Here is a 17,218-nt window from a genome sequence, read left to right on the forward strand (position 1 = left end):
ATGGCCGGAATTAATAACGTTGGTCAAAGCGGCTTGTCCTATGTTGACCAGCTAAAAGCGCTTCAAGAGAAAAATAAGCCAACCGAGACAACGGGTAAACAGGATCTCAAACAAGAGGATTTCCTGTCGTTGCTCACCAAGCAGCTTTCTCAACAAGACCCTTTTAAGCCGGTCGGCAACGACCAGATGATCGCGCAAATGGCTTCATTTGCCACGGTTGATGGTATCGGCAATATGAACAAGCAGTTTGAAAGTCTCAACTCGTCGATGACATCAAACCAAGCTCTGCAGGCATCTTCTCTGGTAGGTCGTGATGTACTGGTACCAGGTGCTGCAGGGGTGAAAAAGGACGGCGCCAGTATGGCGGCGATGGTGAAGCTCCCCCAATCCATGGAAAACGTCATGGTGCGAGTTGAAAACGAAGCGGGCCAGCTGGTGCGCACGTTTGATCTCGGAGCGAAGCCAAGCGGTGATAACCGCATCGAATGGGACGGTAATGATCAAAACGGTAATCCATTGCCGGGCGGCAAATACAAAGTGAGAGCTTCGGGTTTGCTGAATGGGGAAAGCAAAGACTTTGAGGTGTCGACCTATGCCAATGTCAATAGCGTTCTCCTGGGTAAAGGTGATGGTAACGTACTGCTCAATCTGGCTGGTTTTGAATCGCCAGTTCGACTTGCTGAAGTACTAGAAGTTGGCCAAGCATAATCATGCTAGCTAGATAGGAGAATTTGGAATGTCATATGTATCTCTAAGCGGTTTGTCCGCAGCTCAGTTAGATCTGAACACCACCAGTAACAACATTGCGAACGCCAATACCTTTGGCTTTAAAGAGTCGCGTGCGGAATTTGGTGATGTTTACTCGAATTCACTGTTCACTAACGCGAAAACCACTCCGGGTGGTGGCGTGATGGCGAACAAGGTCGCGCAGCAATTCCATGAAGGTTCAAGTATTTATACTAACAACCCGATGGACCTACGTATCTCAGGTACCGGCTTTTTTGCGGTTTCTAAAGATCGTATGGTGCCGCAGCAAAATGAGTTGACGCGTAACGGTGCGTTCCACCTGAACAAAGACAACTACATGGTGACCTCAAATGAAGAGTTCCTGCTGGGCTATCAGGTTAATCCGGATACCGGCGAAGTGCTGTCTTATGAGCCTTCACCGCTGAACATTCCAGCTGAGTTTGGTAAGCCAAAGCAGACCTCAAATATTGATGTGGGTGTCAACCTGCCGGCTAACGGTGATCTAAAAGATCCAACCTTGTTTGATTTCACCGATCCGGAAACTTACAACCGTTCAACCTCGTCAACCATCTATGACTCGATGGGGCAGTCGTATAAGTTAACCACGTATTATCTGAAAGATCAGACTCAGCCGAATACGTGGCAGACATATTACACAGTGACTGACCGTGACGGTGAGAAGCCAATTAACATCGCTGGCGGTGATGCAACGTCGGGTAGCGGTCAGGTTGGTCACACCATGCGCTTCAATAACGATGGAACATTGGCAAGCCTGAACAATGGTCAGCCTATTGTTTCTGAAGCATTGGGTGCGGGTGCTAACCCGCTTAACCTGAATGGTGCTGATGTCAACCAGACCTTATCTTTCGGTCTGGATGCGGCCACTCAGTTTGCCGCTCCGTTTGAACTGACTAAGTTTGATGAAGATGGGGCGACAACCGGCTTCCTGACCAAGATCGATTTTGACGAAAACGGCAGTGTGATGGGCACTTATTCGAACGGTGAAAACGTGACTCTGGGCCGAGTGGGCCTGGTGCGTGTACCGAACGAGCAAGGCCTGGATAAAAAAGGTGGTACTCAGTGGGATTCGACTCAGATGTCCGGTGGTAAAATCTGGGGTGAATCCAACAAAGGTTCATTTGGTACCATTAAGAACGGCACACTCGAGCAGTCAAACATTGATATGACTCAGGAGCTGGTGGACCTTATCTCCGCGCAGCGTAACTTCCAGGCCAACTCACGTGCTCTGGAAGTCCACAACCAGCTGCAACAGAATATCCTGCAGATTCGATAATCCTTTCATCTGGCCTGTCAAACCAGCGGCAACGCTGGTTTGACAGGATTGCCACTTGCCTCATTGCCGCGGCAAATTCTGTCTTCCCCTCTCAACAATTTTCTGCTTTATCTTTCCTAATAATTTGATTTAAAACACTATTTATTTTTGGCACGCCAATTGCTTTATTACAGTTAATAAACGATTTTGGGAGCGAATTATGGATCGTGCTTTGTTTTTAGCCATGAGTGGCGCCAAGCAGAATATGCAAGCAATGCAGCTGAGAGCGAACAACCTGGCCAACGTCAGTACCACCGGTTTCCGGGCGGATCTGGAGCAGGCGCGTTCCATGCAAGCGTACGGTGATGGCCTGCCAAGCCGGGTATTCAGCATGACTGAGCGTCCGGGGCACAATTTTCAGCAGGGCAGTGTGATCACGACCGGCCGCGATTTAGATGTGACTGTCCAGGGCGATGGCTGGCTGGCAGTGATGGATAAAACCGGCAAAGAAGGTCTGACCCGCAACGGCAATCTCAATATCGACGCGAACGGACTGCTGATGAATGGCAGTGGCCATCTGGTACTGGGTGAGAATGGTGCGCCTATCACTTTGCCGGTTCCGCTGGCCAAAGTGTCGATTGGCAATGATGGGACGATTTCGGTTCGTCCGCAGGGCGCTCCGCCGGATGCGATGGAAATCGTTGATCGCATCAAACTGGTTAAACCCGATAATCAATCGTTATATAAAGATGTCAATGGTCTGTTCCGGGCGAAAGATCCCAACGCAGCCTATGACGCAGATGCAACGGTCAAAATCCTGACCGGTGCGGTAGAAGGCAGTAATGTCAATGCGGTTGGCGAAATGACCAGCCTGATTGATCTGCAACGTCAGTTTGAAATGCAGGTCAAGATGATGAAAACGGCAGAAGACATGGATAAATCATCCGATACTCTGCTGCGCATGAGCTAACCGAGAACAGGAGTTTAATATGCAGCCGGCATTATGGGTAAGTAAAACGGGTCTGGACGCACAGCAAACCAACATTGCGACCATTTCCAACAACCTGGCCAACGCCTCGACCGTAGGGTTTAAGAAAAGCCGTGCGGTGTTTGAAGACCTGTTTTATCAAAATATTAACCAGCCAGGCGGCCAGTCGTCTCAGAACACCGAATTACCGAGTGGTCTGATGCTGGGCGCGGGCTCAAAGGTGGTCGCAACCCAAAAAGTGCATACTCATGGGAATGCACAGACCACGTCCAACAGTCTGGACATGATGATTGAAGGTGATGGCTTTTTCCAGATTCTGATGCCTGATGGCAACATCGGCTATAGCCGTAATGGTCAGTTTACTCTTAATGCTGAAGGCGTGATTGTGACCTCAGGTGACGGCTATCCGCTGCAGCCGGAAATTGTTATCCCTGACGATGCTATCTCGATTTCGGTTGGTAATGACGGTGAAGTGTCAGTAAGGGTGCGTGGCCAGCAGGACAACCAGGTGCTTGGTCAGATCACCACCGTTGATTTTATTAACCCGGGTGGCCTGGAACCGATTGGACAGAACCTGTACTTACCGACCGGCGCCAGTGGCGATCCGCAGGAAGGGGTGCCTGGGCTGGATGGCCTGGGTAATATCCGTCAGTCGATGCTGGAAAGCTCCAACGTGAACGTGACCGAAGAGCTGGTCAACATGATTGAAGCGCAGCGCGTGTATGAGATGAACTCAAAAGTGATCTCGGCTGTGGACAAAATGATGAGCTTTGTTAACCAGCAGCTGTAAGCGCTGGATTAGTGACAGATTAGCAAGAGAATGCCGCGATGAAACGTTTACTCAGTTTAGCTTTGATTTCACTGTTATCAGGCTGTAGCCTGCTGCAGGAGCCGATTGAAACACCGGATGTTGCAGCAGGCACCACAGTGGTGGATGCGGTGGAAGGTGATCAGTCTGAGCCGAGCAGTACCGGCCTTATCGATACGTTGCGTAATCGTACCGACCCGGTGGCGGGCGACCCGGCCTGGGCGCCGATTCATCCGAAGAAAAAACCGGAGCATTACGCGGCAGAAACCGGCTCGCTGTTTAATCTTGACCATGCCAACAGCTTGTATGACGACTCCAAACCGCATGGTATCGGGGATATTATCACGGTTAACCTGGACGAGAGCACAAACGCCTCTAAGAGTGCCGATGCGGATTTATCCAAATCGAATGATGCCTCGATGGATCCGCTCAATGTCGGCGGCCAGGAGCTCAAACTGGGCGATTACAACTTCTCATATGGTCTGAAAAACGATAACAAATTTTCCGGCAGTTCCGCTGCCAACCAGAGTAACAGCCTGTCCGGTTCGATTACGGTCGAAGTGATTGAGGTGCTGGCTAACGGTAACCTGGTGATCCGCGGTGAGAAATGGCTGACCCTCAATGCCGGAGACGAGTACATTCGTCTCAGTGGCACCATTCGTCCGGATGACATTGGGTTTGATAATACCATTGCCTCAAACCGCATTTCCAACGCCCGAATTCAATATTCCGGCACCGGAACCAATCAAGATATGCAAGAACCTGGATTCTTGGCACGATTTTTTAATGTCTCTTTGTAAGTCGGACTGGGCGGTCGAGATTTTGACAGCTTGAGGTATCGATGAGGCCAGATTGGCCTCATTGTTTTTATAAAGAGACAGGTAATCCACCATGAAAAGACTCACATTGTTATTGTTGATGTTTGTTGCGGCAACGGCGCAGGCTGCCCGCATCAAAGATATGGCTCAGGTAGCGGGTGTGCGCAGTAACCAGTTGGTGGGTTACGGCCTGGTCACTGGTTTGCCGGGCACCGGCGAATCTACCCCCTTTACCGATCAAAGCTTTAACGCGATGCTGCAGAACTTCGGCATCCAATTGCCGCCGGGGACCAAGCCAAAGACCAAAAACGTTGCCGCTGTGATCATCACTGCTGATTTACCGGCATTTTCCAAACAGGGGCAAACCGTTGATGTGACCGTTTCATCGATTGGTTCCGCATCCAGCCTGCGTGGCGGTACTCTGATGCAGACGTTCCTCAAAGGTCTGGATGGTCAGGTGTATGCCGTTGCCCAGGGGAATCTGGTGGTGAGTGGCTTTAGTGCTAACGGCGCGGATGGCTCGAGCATTGTCGGCAATAACCCGACGGTGGGCATCATCTCCAATGGTGCCATTGTCGAGCGCGAAATTCCGACCCCGTTCAGTCGTGGCGATTTTATTACCTTTAACCTGTTTGAATCTGATTTCACGACCGCGCAGCGTATGGCGGATGCGGTGAACCAGTTCCTCGGGCCGCAAATGGCATCGGCTGTCGATGCCACTTCAGTAAAAGTGCGCGCACCGCGTGATGTCAGCCAGCGTGTGGCCTTCTTATCTGCGATTGAGAATCTTGAGTTCAATCCGGCAGACGGTGCGGCAAAAATCATTGTCAACTCGCGTACCGGCACCATAGTCGTCGGTCAGCACGTGCGTCTCAGACCGGCTGCGGTCACCCACGGTGGCATGACGGTTGCGATTAAAGAAGATTTGAATGTCAGCCAGCCCAATGGACTCTCGGCAGGTCAAACTACAGTCGTACCGGACTCATCGATCGAAGTGACCGAAAAACAAGGTAAGATGTTTAAACTTGAGCCTGGCGTGACGCTGGACGACTTAGTCCGCGCGGTCAATCAGGTGGGCGCAGCTCCGTCGGATCTGATGGCTATTCTGCAGGCGCTCAAACAAGCGGGTGCCATTGAAGGTCAACTGATCATTATTTAAGGAGCAGGTTATGGTTAATAATCCTAATGATGTCGGTTTTATTCACGATATTGCCAGCCTGGACAGCTTGCGTAAGCAGGCGGTAACCGGCGACAAACAATCGGAAAAAGAAGCACTGCGCTCGGCTGCGCGCCAGTTCGAATCGATATTTACCACCATGATGCTCAAATCGATGCGTGATGCCAATGCCAGCTTCAAATCGGGAATGTTCGACAGTCAGAACGAAGACTTCTACCGCCAGATGCTGGATGAACAGATGACCAGCGAACTGAGTGCTTCCGGCTCGCTTGGCTTAGCCGATATGATTGTTGCCCAGCTCTCTGCAGGCGATAATGCCGGTGCTGATCAGGGTGATAATTTTGACCAGGCGATGCGCCGTGTCGAGCGTGCCCGTGAGCAGGCGGCAATGCAACCGGCAACGGAGCCGGCGCAGGTTGCCGCAGCGGCAAGCCCGGTTGCCAGTGAGAAAGCGGATACATTTGAATCACCGCAGTCGTTTGTCGCTTCGCTCAAGCCGTACGCGAATAAAGCGGCCAAAGCCCTGGGTATTGATGCCTCACTGCTATTGGCTCAGGCGGCACTGGAGACGGGGTGGGGGCAGAAAGTGGTCAAAAATGCGCGTGGCAGCAGCCATAACCTGTTTAACATTAAGGCTGACCGCAGCTGGCAGGGTAATAAAGTCGCGACTCAGACGCTGGAATATTACAACCATACGCCAGTGATGGAAAAAGCGGCATTTCGCTCTTACGGCACCTATCAGGACAGCTTTAATGATTATGTGCGCTTTTTAGAAAATAACCCACGTTACAATACCGCGCTGCAGCATGGCGGTAATGATGAAGCCTTCATTCGTGGTATTCATCAGGCCGGTTATGCAACGGATCCTGAGTATGCCGACAAGGTGTTGCGGGTGAAAAGCCAGATAGAGCAGATGGACGCGCTGTAAGCGTGGTTGCAATGTCGCATCGTTCCCTTATTGCTAAGCCGGCATTGTTGCCGGTTTTTTTACTGCTGCCGGATGAGCCTTCTTTGCTTTACCTTGTTACCAATCACTTATTTATCTTGTTACCAATCCCTTATATTTCTGTAGCTTAGTCCGATTTTATCTTTTGGCATACATATTGCTTTTACCTTAACAGGTGCTGTATTACTGCGGCAATTTTCTTGGTTTTTGGGGGCATTATGGCGTCTGATCTGCTGAATTTGGGTGCGCAAAGCGTACTGACAGCTCAGAGACAACTTAACACCACTGGTCATAACATTTCTAATGTTAATACAGAGGGTTACAGCCGTCAGTCTGTCATCCAAGGCACCAATACACCGCGCCAGCTTGGCGGTGAAACCTATGGTATGGGCGTGCACGTGGAAAATGTTCGCCGCTCATGGGATCAGTTTGCCGTCAAAGAGCTTAACCTTGCCACCACCGACTACTCCTTTAAACGCGACAGCGAAGAAAATCTCGATATGCTTTCCAAGCTGCTGTCGTCAGTCGCATCGAAAAAAATCCCGGAAAACCTCAATGAATGGTTTGATTCAGTCAAAAGCCTGGCAGATTCTCCCAATGATGTCGGCGCACGTAAAGTGGTGCTGGAAAAAGCGGATTTAATTACTCAGAACATGAATGACTTCCATGAGACCGTGCGGCGTCAGTTTGATGTGACGAACAAAGGGCTGGATGTTGGTATTAAACGCATTAACCAGCTTGGTCTGGAAATCCGCGATCTGCAGCGTCTGATGATGCGTACTCCGGGGCCGCACAATGACCTGATGGATCAGCACGAGAAGCTGGTTAAAGAGTTGTCTGAGTACACTAAGGTCACCGTGACGCCGCGTAAGAACGCTGAAGGGTTTAACGTTCATATCGGTAACGGTCACACTCTGGTTTCCGGTACCGAGGCCAGTCAGCTGAAGATGATTGACGGTTATCCGGATGTGAAACAGCATCGCCTGGCCATGGTGGAAGGCAACGGTATCAAGCCGATTACCGCACGCGATATCGGCGGTAAGATCGGCGCACTGATGGATATGCGTGACAAGCATATACCTGGCCTGCTGGATGAACTGGGCCGCATGGCAACTTCATTCAGTTATGAAGTCAATAAATTACAGCATCAGGGCCTGGATCTGCGCGGCGATGTCGGCAGCGATATCTTTATTGATGTGAACTCGGACGAAATAGCCAAGGCTCGCGTTGTCACTGGCAGCGATTCCCAGGCGGACATGGCGGTGTATATTCAGGACATCAGCCAGTTGCAAGGTGGCGAGTACTCACTGAGCTATAACGGGGACGATTACATCATTACCCGCCCGAACGGTGAACAGAGCACTGTGGTGCCTGTACGCGACCATATCGATCTGGATGGTTTCCGTATCCAGATAAATAACGAGCCGCGCGCCGGCGAACGGGTGATTATCCGCCCTACCCGTGACGGGGCGGCCAATCTGCGCATGGCCACCGATGATGCGTCAAAAATTGCCGCTCAGAGCTATGAAGCCTCGACCGCTTTTGCTCAGGGGACCGCCAAATTCAATATTGAGCAGGCGGGGGACGTGCGTGAATTTGAAGCTTATGTGATTCAGCCGCGCGATGGGGACGGCAATCCAAGCGGCGGCCTGCAACTGCGGGTGCAGGATAAAGCCGGCAATATCCTGGTCAACGAACCTTACCAGTTTGACGACAATCAGGAGCAACTGACCATTACTATTCCGGAACAGGAGAATGACGGGCGCGAGACCATCTTCACCCTGAGTCGTGGTGCCCTGCGTGATGATAAGTTTACCGCCAACCTGGTTCCGTCCGATGGTGACAACGGTAACCTGCGCAAAATGATTGATATTCAAAGCGATAAAACCGTGGATGACAACAACTCGACCATTATCGATGTCTACCACAATCTGAATACCGAATTTGGCCTCAAAATGTCGACCGCATCGCGTCTGACCGATGTGGCACGCTTAGAAAAAGAGTCTGCAGAATCACGGGTAGCTTCTGTCTCCGGGGTTAACCTGGATGAAGAAGCGGCCAATATGATGAAGTTTCAGCAGGCTTATATGGCATCGTCGCGCATTATGCAGGCGGCCAACGATACCTTTAACACTATTCTGGCACTGAGATAGGGGGAGCAACTGAATGTTTAATCGTATTTCCAGCTTCCACAATTATCAGTCGGTGCAAAATGATTTGCGTCGTCAGGAATCGAAAGTTCATCACAACCAGGCTCAGCTGGCTTCCGGTAAGAAGTTGTTGTCGGCGGCGGATAATCCGCTGGCGACTCACTATATCCAGAATGTGTCACAGCAGGAAGAGCAGCTGCGCCAGTACATTGATGCCATTACTCTGGTCCGTAACCGGCTTGAGCATCAGGAAGTGATTGTCTCCAACACTGAAGATTTTGCCGATAAGGCGAAACGCAACGTGATGGAAATGATCAACGGCTCACTTTCTCCTGAAGACCGGGCTGCTAAAGCCCGTGAGCTGGAGGAAATTTCGAACAACATGCTCAGCCTGGCCAATGTGCAGGACGAATCGGGTAACTATATTTTTGCCGGCACCAAGCCGACCACTCAGCCGTTCTTTCGCGATAATGCCGGTAATGTGTCGTACGCCGGAGATGATTACCAGCGCAAGATGAAGATCTCTAACAGCCTGGAAGTACCGTTTAATACTCCGGGCAGCAAGATGTTCATGGAGATTGAAAACCCGTTTGGCGATTACGCACCGGATTATCAGTTGCAGGAAGGATCAGAATTGTTGCTTGAGAGAGCGACCAACAGCGATCCGGATGACGATGGTCAATACACGCTGACCTTTGTCGATATGCAAAACGGCCAGTTCGGTTATCAACTCGAGCGCAATGGCTCTGTGGTGGCGGCAGATGATTTTGACCCGAAAACCGGTATTGAATATGAAGGGCTGACCATACACGTCAAAGGACAGCTGACTGCCGGCGACAGCATGTCGCTGACGCCACGCGATAGCTACAGTATTTTCGACACCTTCAGAGATGCCATTGAGCTTTCTAAAGGGTCAGTGTCTGATGCTTCAACCACAGCCAAGTTGCAGCAGATGACCGAAGAATTTCATACCGCTTTTATTCATCTTAATAAACAGCGGACTGATATTGGTGCCCACCTGAGTACTCTGGATATTCAGGAAGAGCAGCATGAAGATTTTAAAATCAGCCTGGCGAAGTCGAAAAGCCAGTTTGAGGATCTCGACTACGCGGACGCGGTGATCGAGTTTAATGAGAATTCCCGTGCGCTGCAGGCTTCTCAGCAAGCTTTTGGTAAAACCAAAGATTTGACCCTGTTTAATTATATTTGATCACGCCTGGCGCTGATTAGCACGATGGGTGGTGGTGGTTCTTTATCTGCTCGCAACTGCATCGTACTTCCCTGCCATATGAGCTATGCCATATGTGCGAAGTGAGATGACAGCAGCGAAATGAAAAAGGCACGCAGGCGAAGTCGGAGGGCCGCGCTACGTCAACGCTTTACCTGATGGGCATTTTTTTGCCGCGTTGGCAGGGCAGGGGTTGCCGCCTCGGGTGGTGAATAAATAAACGGCAATGATTATGGTAATGGTTGTTTGCCGCTCAGGGTAATGGTTAACAGCTGATAGGCCTTTAAAGCACAAGGTGTTAATTAACTCATTGAAAAACAGGTAAATAATTTTTTAATTACTTACAGGTTTTAAAGTTGGCACACAATTTGGATTGTTATTAGTAACCTTAAATTATTACCACAGTTTATAAATACGGTTCTAAAACGCGCAGTGATGCGTGTTTGGCAAGTTATTCACGGTCAGTGCTTCCAAAAGAGTCCAGCTGACCGCTTCGCATAAAGCTTGCGAACTCGATAGGAGAGCAAACTATGACCATTAACGTCAATACCAACGTGTCGGCGATGACCGCACAACGTTATCTGAATAAGTCGTCTAACGAGCTGAACACCTCGATGGAGCGTTTATCGTCAGGTAATCGTATCAACAGTGCGAAAGATGATGCGGCCGGCCTGCAGATCTCAAACCGTCTGACAGCTCAGTCTCGCGGTCTGGATGTGGCAATGCGTAACGCCAACGATGGCATCTCAATTGCGCAGACAGCGGAAGGGGCGATGAATGAGTCTACCTCGATTCTGCAACGTATGCGTGACTTGTCACTGCAATCGGCGAACGGCACCAACTCAGACTCTGAACGTGGTGCGATTAACGAAGAAGTAAAAGCTCTGCAGGACGAATTGAACCGTATTGCTGAAACCACCTCTTTCGGTGGCCGTAAGCTGCTGAACGGCTCATTTGGTGAAGCTTCGTTCCAGATCGGTGCTAGCTCAGGTGAAGCGGTGATCATGGGCCTGACCAGCATTCGTGCTGATGACCATCGTATGGGCGGTGTGTCGTACCTTGCTGAACAAGGTAAGAGTCAGGACTGGGGTGTACCAGCGAATGCCAACACGATGCAGTTAGAGTACACCGGAGAAGACGGTGAGCCTGTGACGATTAATATCAATGCCAAAGCTGGTGATGATATTGAAGAAGTGGCGACGTACCTCAACGGCCAGACTGACATGTTTAAAGCCTCGGTTGATGATGAGGGACGTCTGCAAGTTTTTGTTGCGGAACCTAATCTGGCCTCTGGTTTGAGCATCTCTGGTGGCCTGGCCAATGAACTGGGTCTGAGTACCGATAACGGTGTTTACACCACAGTGCAGGACATTGATGTGACCTCGGTCGGTGGTTCACAAAACGCAGTCGGTATCCTGGATGCAGCACTGAAATATGTTGACGCACAGCGTGCAGATCTGGGGGCGAAGCAAAACCGTTTGAGCCACAGTATCAGCAACCTGGCTAACATCCAGGAAAACGTGGAAGCTTCGAAGAGCCGGATTAAAGATACCGACTTTGCGAAAGAAACCACGCAAATGACCAAAGCACAAATTCTGCAACAGGCAGGGACTTCGATTCTTGCCCAAGCAAAACAGTTGCCTAACTCTGCAATTTCACTATTGCAGTAAGATAGGGAGCCTTTATTTCCGGCTCAGACGTGAGCTTACGATGAAGGTCCCCTGGCAAAGTATGATAACCGGAGATTGACAAGCTCTCTCACCTAAACCTGCTTGTTAAGCAAACGTTGTCATACACAATCTGGTAGCCAAAATGTGTTCATTTCTCTGATCTCCACATTGGCGTTGGCTTCCAACCCAGCCCCGGTTCTCTCAAAGGAAAGGGGCTTTTCTTTTGCCTGCTATTTACTCACGTCTGATTGATACCCCATTTACTTGCCCTGATGTGCACTGTGTTGCACCGTCCGTTTTTGATTAATCTTTAGCCTTTTTTGTTCGGGTTGTTTACTTTTGCGTCTTATCTCGCACTTCTTGCATCCATTGTTCGTTTTTTAACTTATTCGCTGCGTTTGTCTAAAGCTAAATTTAGCCGGGTCGCTATTAGAGATAACTTTGAGAGAACACTTTGGATTTCCGAGACGTCGGAAACCGTTCGTTAAGTTCCGCTACGTCTGAAAATCAACAGGAGATAATCTTATGGCGGTTAATGTAAATACTAATGTGTCAGCAATGACAGCTCAGCGTTATCTGAACAGTGCGACCAACGCCCAACAGGCTTCTATGGAACGTTTGTCGTCAGGTTACCGAATCAACAGCGCAAAAGATGATGCGGCCGGTCTGCAAATATCTAACCGCCTTAATGTCCAGAGCCGTGGCCTGGATGTAGCGGTGCGCAATGCCAATGACGGCATCTCGATGGCGCAGACCGCGGAAGGTGCAATGAATGAAACCACCAACATTCTGCAACGTATGCGTGATTTGTCCCTGCAATCGGCCAACGGCTCTAACTCGAAATCAGAGCGCCAGGCTATTCAGGAAGAAGTGACGGCGTTGAATGATGAACTGAACCGGATTGCGGAAACCACTTCATTTGGTGGTAACAAGCTGCTCAATGGTACCTTTGAAACCAAAGCGTTTCAGATCGGTGCTGACAGCGGTGAAGCCGTCATGCTGACCCTGAACAACATGCGCAGTGATAACCGCATGATGGGCGGCACCGGCTACCAGGCGTCACAAGGCAAAGACAGTGACTGGGGCGTGGCAGCCGATGCGAATGATCTGACCATTACCCTCAATGACCGTTTTGGTGGTGAGCAGACCATCTCAATTAACGCCAAAGAAGGTGATGATATTGAAGAGCTGGCCACTTACATCAATGGTCAGACCGACATGGTCAAAGCCTCCGTGGATGAAGAGGGCAGGCTGCAACTGTTTGCTGACAATAACAAGGTCACCGGACCGGTGAGCTTTGGGGGGAGTCTGGCTGGTGAGTTGGGGATGCAGGATGGCCAGGCGCTGACTGTTGATACGATTGATGTTACCTCTGTAGGTGGCGCTCAGCAATCAGTGGCAGTGGTGGATGCCGCGTTGAAGTTTGTGGATAGTCACCGAGCTGAACTGGGTGCATTCCAGAACCGCTTTAACCATGCGATCAGTAACCTGGATAACATTAACGAGAATGTGAATGCGTCGAAGAGCCGTATCAAGGATACGGACTTTGCCAAAGAAACCACGGCACTGACCAAATCTCAGATCCTGGCCCAAGCTTCCGGCTCGGTGCTCGCTCAGGCAAGACAAGCGCCAAATACCGCGTTGGCGTTACTGGGATAAGTGCAGTGACTCAATAGTTGCTTCACAAACAGCTTCGTTGGCTTATGAACTGCGTATTGGCTTAGGATCGATTTAGTGAGTGGGTAGACTAATGCCTGAGCGCGTAAACTAAATCGTGAATTTGAACATGAGACAGTGACTAACAGATCCCGCTTAGGTTGGATTTTTTAGTACCCAGGCAGTAGGGAAATATAGGAACGACAGATAAAACAAAACCCAGCCGATGCTGGGTTTTGTCAATCTATGGTGCGGAAGGAGAGACTTGAACTCTCACACCTTGCGGCGCCAGAACCTAAATCTGGTGCGTCTACCAATTTCGCCACTTCCGCAACTTGATTTGTGGACAACCCGACTTGGTATATCGAATCATCGTTGTAATGGCAGGTCTACCTGGATTCGAACCAGGGAATGGCGGCATCAAAAGCCGCTGCCTTACCGCTTGGCGATAGACCTACAAGATACTAAATTTGGTGCGGAGGGAGGGACTTGAACCCTCACGTCCTAACGGACACTAGCACCTGAAGCTAGCGCGTCTACCAATTCCGCCACCACCGCAAAATTTAGTATTACTCTGTTAAGCTATCTTGTGACAACCTGTTCCGGAATACTAACCGGAACTTAAGCTGTTGTCACGCAGCTTTTTGATAATATTGAAAAGTTTTTCATATTATCGTCAACATGGTGCGGAAGAAGAGACTTGAACTCTTACACCTTGCGGCGCCAGAACCTAAATCTGGTGCGTCTACCAATTTCGCCACTTCCGCATGTTTCCTAACTACTCTCGGTTCAGATGTTCTGATCTAAAAGCGTTTAGGAAATGGTGGCTACGACGGGATTCGAACCTGTGACCCCATCATTATGAGTGATGTGCTCTAACCAGCTGAGCTACGTAGCCACTCTGTTATTCTTATGTATTAATACTTAAGAATAATGGTGCGGAAGGAGAGACTTGAACTCTCACACCTTGCGGCGCCAGAACCTAAATCTGGTGCGTCTACCAATTTCGCCACTTCCGCATCATGTTTTGTAGATAACCCGACTTGGTATATCGAATCATCGTTGTAATGGCAGGTCTACCTGGATTCGAACCAGGGAATGGCGGCATCAAAAGCCGCTGCCTTACCGCTTGGCGATAGACCTACAATCTACTGAATTTGGTGCGGAGGGAGGGACTTGAACCCTCACGTCCTAACGGACACTAGCACCTGAAGCTAGCGCGTCTACCAATTCCGCCACCACCGCAAATTCAGTATGTTGTCTGATAACCTCAGACAAGGTGTAAAATGGCAGGTCTACCTGGATTCGAACCAGGGAATGGCGGCATCAAAAGCCGCTGCCTTACCGCTTGGCGATAGACCTACAGCGGATAACGTGTCGTTATCGCAAATTATGGTGCGGAAGAAGAGACTTGAACTCTTACACCTTGCGGCGCCAGAACCTAAATCTGGTGCGTCTACCAATTTCGCCACTTCCGCAAAACAGTTTCAGAATATCGGGATGATGGTGCGGAAGGAGAGACTTGAACTCTCACACCTTACGGCGCCAGAACCTAAATCTGGTGCGTCTACCAATTTCGCCACTTCCGCGTCCCGGTATTCTAAGCCAATCAGCAAAATGATTAACTTGAATAAGTGGTGGCTACGACGGGATTCGAACCTGTGACCCCATCATTATGAGTGATGTGCTCTAACCAGCTGAGCTACGTAGCCAACAATTTTGAGCGAGAAACTATAATACAATCTCGCATTCAGTTCCAATGGTTTTTAAATCGCATTGAAATCTAAAGAATTATGGCAGGTCTACCTGGATTCGAACCAGGGAATGGCGGCATCAAAAGCCGCTGCCTTACCGCTTGGCGATAGACCTACAATCTACTGAATTTGGTGCGGAGGGAGGGACTTGAACCCTCACGTCCTAACGGACACTAGCACCTGAAGCTAGCGCGTCTACCAATTCCGCCACCACCGCAAATTCAGTATTCTGCCTGATAACCTCAGGCAAGGTGTAAAAATGGCAGGTCTACCTGGATTCGAACCAGGGAATGGCGGCATCAAAAGCCGCTGCCTTACCGCTTGGCGATAGACCTGCAGGCAATAACTTGCGTTATCTTAAATAATGGTGCGGAAGGAGAGACTTGAACTCTCACACCTTGCGGCGCCAGAACCTAAATCTGGTGCGTCTACCAATTTCGCCACTTCCGCATTATTTCCTAATTACTCTTACTTAATCAAGTTAAGCGAAAGCATTTAGGAAATGGTGGCTACGACGGGATTCGAACCTGTGACCCCATCATTATGAGTGATGTGCTCTAACCAGCTGAGCTACGTAGCCAACAATTTTTCATTTTCGTTACTCGCTTCAAAGTTGCCTTATCGCTGAGAACGGAGCGCATTATGCGGATATGGCTCAGGAGCGTCAACAGTTTTTTTGAATAAATTCCCTGAAATTGACTGTTCGGGTTATTTTTAATCAAAGAGGCGTGTTTGTGATCAAAAAGCGCTAGTAAAACAACAGATTCATTACCTTTGACCTGAGCGAATTTCTCATATTTAACAGCCGTTAAAACAAAAAAGCCAACCGCTTGGTTGGCTTTTGTTCAACTGCCTGATTTTGCCTCAGGCGAGTTGAATGTTATTTAAACGGATAGGTCAACGCAGAGCTTAAACGTTGAAGCGGAAGTGGATAACATCGCCATCTTTTACGATGTAGTCTTTACCTTCCAGACGCCATTTACCGGCTTCTTTGGCGCCACTTTCACCGTTGAATTCGATGTAGGCATCGTAACCCACAACTTCAGCACGGATGAAGCCGCGTTCGAAGTCGGTGTGGATCTTACCGGCAGCTTGCGGAGCCGTTGCGCCGACAGGGATAGTCCAGGCACGTACTTCTTTAACGCCGGCGGTAAAGTAAGTGTGCAGGTTCAGCAAATCGTAACCAGAACGGATAACCCGGTTCAGGCCCGGCTCTTCGATCCCCAGATCGGCCAGGAATTCATCACGCTCTTCTTCTTCCAACTCAGACAACTCAGATTCGATCGCGGCACAAACCGGAACCACCACGTTGTTTTCTTTGGCGGCGAATTCACGTACAGCATCCAGGTACGGGTTATCTTCAAAACCGTCTTCCGCCACGTTAGCGATGTACATGGTCGGCTTCAGAGTCAGGAAGTTGAGGTAACCAACGGCTGCCAGCTCTTCTTTTGACAGTGTCACCGTGCGGGCAGAACCACCTTCAGTCAGTACTGGCAGCAGTTTTTCCAGTACGGTCAGCTCGAATTTTGCGTCTTTGTCGCCGCCTTTGGCACGTTTGGCCTGGCGCTGGATGGCACGCTCACAGCTGTCCAGGTCAGCCAGAGCCAGTTCCAGGTTGATCACTTCGATATCTTCAATCGGAGAGACTTTACCCGCAACGTGAACGATGTTTTCGTTCTCGAAGCAGCGTACAACGTGACCGATTGCGTCAGTTTCACGGATGTTAGCCAGGAATTTGTTCCCCAGACCTTCACCTTTTGATGCACCTGCAACCAGGCCCGCGATGTCAACGAACTCCATCGTGGTTGGCAGAATACGCTCCGGGTTAACAATGTTTGCCAGTGCGTCTAGGCGCAAATCCGGTACCGGAACGACACCTGTGTTTGGTTCGATGGTACAAAACGGGAAGTTTGCCGCCTCGATACCTGCTTTTGTGAGTGCATTAAAAAGTGTTGATTTACCAACGTTTGGTAGACCAACGATGCCACATTTAAAACCCATGA

At 49.8% G+C, this 17,218-nt stretch carries 12 protein-coding genes and 17 tRNA genes; 11 read left to right on the forward strand and 18 right to left on the reverse strand.

Annotation, left to right across the window (positions count from 1 at the left end; all coding sequences use genetic code 11):
• The 11 genes from flgD (at position 1) to KNV97_RS06980 (ending at position 13,464) form a co-directional block, all read left to right on the forward strand.
• Positions 1–708: a flagellar hook assembly protein FlgD gene (gene flgD, locus KNV97_RS06930; RefSeq protein ID WP_136482351.1), complete on the forward strand. Its 708-nt coding sequence runs from the start codon at positions 1–3 to the stop codon at positions 706–708.
• A 28-nt stretch (positions 709–736) separates the two neighbouring features.
• A complete protein-coding gene (flgE, locus tag KNV97_RS06935) occupies positions 737–2,041 on the forward strand; it encodes a flagellar hook protein FlgE (protein ID WP_136482353.1) in 1,305 nt (434 codons plus the stop codon).
• A 199-nt stretch (positions 2,042–2,240) separates the two neighbouring features.
• A complete protein-coding gene (gene flgF / locus KNV97_RS06940; protein ID WP_136482356.1) occupies positions 2,241–2,990 on the forward strand; it encodes a flagellar basal-body rod protein FlgF in 750 nt (249 codons plus the stop codon).
• A gap of 19 nt (positions 2,991–3,009) precedes the next feature.
• Positions 3,010–3,798: a flagellar basal-body rod protein FlgG gene (gene flgG / locus KNV97_RS06945; protein WP_136482358.1), complete on the forward strand. Its 789-nt coding sequence runs from the start codon at positions 3,010–3,012 to the stop codon at positions 3,796–3,798.
• Between the two features lie 38 nt (positions 3,799–3,836).
• Positions 3,837–4,616: a flagellar basal body L-ring protein FlgH gene (flgH, locus tag KNV97_RS06950; RefSeq protein WP_136482360.1), complete on the forward strand. Its 780-nt coding sequence runs from the start codon at positions 3,837–3,839 to the stop codon at positions 4,614–4,616.
• Between the two features lie 91 nt (positions 4,617–4,707).
• Complete coding sequence (locus KNV97_RS06955; protein WP_218562786.1) at positions 4,708–5,793, forward strand: flagellar basal body P-ring protein FlgI; 1,086 nt, start codon at positions 4,708–4,710, stop codon at positions 5,791–5,793.
• Positions 5,794–5,803: 10 nt separating this feature from the next.
• On the forward strand, positions 5,804–6,739 hold the full coding sequence (flgJ, locus tag KNV97_RS06960) for a flagellar assembly peptidoglycan hydrolase FlgJ (RefSeq protein WP_218562787.1): 936 nt from the start codon (positions 5,804–5,806) through the stop codon (positions 6,737–6,739).
• Positions 6,740–6,975: 236 nt separating this feature from the next.
• Positions 6,976–8,910, forward strand: a complete 1,935-nt coding sequence (flgK, locus tag KNV97_RS06965) for a flagellar hook-associated protein FlgK (RefSeq protein ID WP_136482366.1) — start codon at positions 6,976–6,978, stop codon at positions 8,908–8,910.
• Between the two features lie 13 nt (positions 8,911–8,923).
• Positions 8,924–10,117, forward strand: coding sequence for a flagellar hook-associated protein FlgL (flgL, locus tag KNV97_RS06970; protein WP_218562788.1), 1,194 nt, complete (start codon positions 8,924–8,926; stop codon positions 10,115–10,117).
• Between the two features lie 548 nt (positions 10,118–10,665).
• On the forward strand, positions 10,666–11,805 hold the full coding sequence (locus KNV97_RS06975) for a flagellin (RefSeq protein ID WP_136482370.1): 1,140 nt from the start codon (positions 10,666–10,668) through the stop codon (positions 11,803–11,805).
• A 525-nt stretch (positions 11,806–12,330) separates the two neighbouring features.
• Complete coding sequence (locus tag KNV97_RS06980; RefSeq protein ID WP_218562789.1) at positions 12,331–13,464, forward strand: flagellin; 1,134 nt, start codon at positions 12,331–12,333, stop codon at positions 13,462–13,464.
• A 244-nt stretch (positions 13,465–13,708) separates the two neighbouring features.
• Here the strand turns inward: KNV97_RS06980 and KNV97_RS06985 are convergent.
• The 18 genes from KNV97_RS06985 to ychF form a co-directional block, all read right to left on the reverse strand.
• Positions 13,709–13,793 (reverse strand) — tRNA-Leu (locus KNV97_RS06985).
• Between the two features lie 49 nt (positions 13,794–13,842).
• Positions 13,843–13,917: transfer RNA gene (locus tag KNV97_RS06990), tRNA-Gln, on the reverse strand.
• A gap of 15 nt (positions 13,918–13,932) precedes the next feature.
• Positions 13,933–14,019, reverse strand: a tRNA-Leu gene (locus tag KNV97_RS06995).
• Between the two features lie 124 nt (positions 14,020–14,143).
• Positions 14,144–14,228 (reverse strand) — tRNA-Leu (locus tag KNV97_RS07000).
• A gap of 54 nt (positions 14,229–14,282) precedes the next feature.
• A tRNA-Met gene (locus KNV97_RS07005) sits at positions 14,283–14,359 on the reverse strand.
• A 36-nt stretch (positions 14,360–14,395) separates the two neighbouring features.
• Positions 14,396–14,480: transfer RNA gene (locus KNV97_RS07010), tRNA-Leu, on the reverse strand.
• 49 nt (positions 14,481–14,529) lie between these two features.
• Positions 14,530–14,604: transfer RNA gene (locus tag KNV97_RS07015), tRNA-Gln, on the reverse strand.
• Between the two features lie 15 nt (positions 14,605–14,619).
• Positions 14,620–14,706 (reverse strand) — tRNA-Leu (locus KNV97_RS07020).
• A gap of 42 nt (positions 14,707–14,748) precedes the next feature.
• A tRNA-Gln gene (locus tag KNV97_RS07025) sits at positions 14,749–14,823 on the reverse strand.
• A gap of 31 nt (positions 14,824–14,854) precedes the next feature.
• Positions 14,855–14,939 (reverse strand) — tRNA-Leu (locus KNV97_RS07030).
• A 26-nt stretch (positions 14,940–14,965) separates the two neighbouring features.
• Positions 14,966–15,050: transfer RNA gene (locus KNV97_RS07035), tRNA-Leu, on the reverse strand.
• A gap of 46 nt (positions 15,051–15,096) precedes the next feature.
• Positions 15,097–15,173: transfer RNA gene (locus tag KNV97_RS07040), tRNA-Met, on the reverse strand.
• Between the two features lie 82 nt (positions 15,174–15,255).
• Positions 15,256–15,330, reverse strand: a tRNA-Gln gene (locus KNV97_RS07045).
• Positions 15,331–15,345: 15 nt separating this feature from the next.
• A tRNA-Leu gene (locus KNV97_RS07050) sits at positions 15,346–15,432 on the reverse strand.
• Between the two features lie 43 nt (positions 15,433–15,475).
• Positions 15,476–15,550 (reverse strand) — tRNA-Gln (locus tag KNV97_RS07055).
• 30 nt (positions 15,551–15,580) lie between these two features.
• Positions 15,581–15,665, reverse strand: a tRNA-Leu gene (locus tag KNV97_RS07060).
• A gap of 53 nt (positions 15,666–15,718) precedes the next feature.
• A tRNA-Met gene (locus KNV97_RS07065) sits at positions 15,719–15,795 on the reverse strand.
• A 329-nt stretch (positions 15,796–16,124) separates the two neighbouring features.
• Positions 16,125–17,216, reverse strand: coding sequence for a redox-regulated ATPase YchF (ychF, locus tag KNV97_RS07070; RefSeq protein ID WP_136482374.1), 1,092 nt, complete (start codon positions 17,214–17,216; stop codon positions 16,125–16,127).
• Positions 17,217–17,218 lie beyond the last annotated feature (2 nt).

Origin of the sequence: Vibrio ostreae (assembly GCF_019226825.1) — a bacterium.
Classification (GTDB): Bacteria; Pseudomonadota; Gammaproteobacteria; order Enterobacterales; family Vibrionaceae; genus Vibrio; species Vibrio ostreae.

Bases quoted from the DNA above. Each gene is read 5' to 3' on its own strand.
- flgL (WP_218562788.1), top strand. From the start codon at position 8,924: ATGTTTAATCGTATTTCCAGCTTCCACAATTATCAGTCGGTGCAAAAT.
- flgD (WP_136482351.1), top strand. From the start codon at position 1: ATGGCCGGAATTAATAACGTTGGTCAAAGCGGCTTGTCCTATGTTGAC.
- flgF (WP_136482356.1), top strand. From the start codon at position 2,241: ATGGATCGTGCTTTGTTTTTAGCCATGAGTGGCGCCAAGCAGAATATG.
- flgE (WP_136482353.1), top strand. From the start codon at position 737: ATGTCATATGTATCTCTAAGCGGTTTGTCCGCAGCTCAGTTAGATCTG.
- flgG (WP_136482358.1), top strand. From the start codon at position 3,010: ATGCAGCCGGCATTATGGGTAAGTAAAACGGGTCTGGACGCACAGCAA.
- ychF (WP_136482374.1), bottom strand. From the start codon at position 17,216: ATGGGTTTTAAATGTGGCATCGTTGGTCTACCAAACGTTGGTAAATCA.
- KNV97_RS06955 (WP_218562786.1), top strand. From the start codon at position 4,708: ATGAAAAGACTCACATTGTTATTGTTGATGTTTGTTGCGGCAACGGCG.
- flgH (WP_136482360.1), top strand. From the start codon at position 3,837: ATGAAACGTTTACTCAGTTTAGCTTTGATTTCACTGTTATCAGGCTGT.
- KNV97_RS06975 (WP_136482370.1), top strand. From the start codon at position 10,666: ATGACCATTAACGTCAATACCAACGTGTCGGCGATGACCGCACAACGT.
- flgK (WP_136482366.1), top strand. From the start codon at position 6,976: ATGGCGTCTGATCTGCTGAATTTGGGTGCGCAAAGCGTACTGACAGCT.
- flgJ (WP_218562787.1), top strand. From the start codon at position 5,804: ATGGTTAATAATCCTAATGATGTCGGTTTTATTCACGATATTGCCAGC.
- KNV97_RS06980 (WP_218562789.1), top strand. From the start codon at position 12,331: ATGGCGGTTAATGTAAATACTAATGTGTCAGCAATGACAGCTCAGCGT.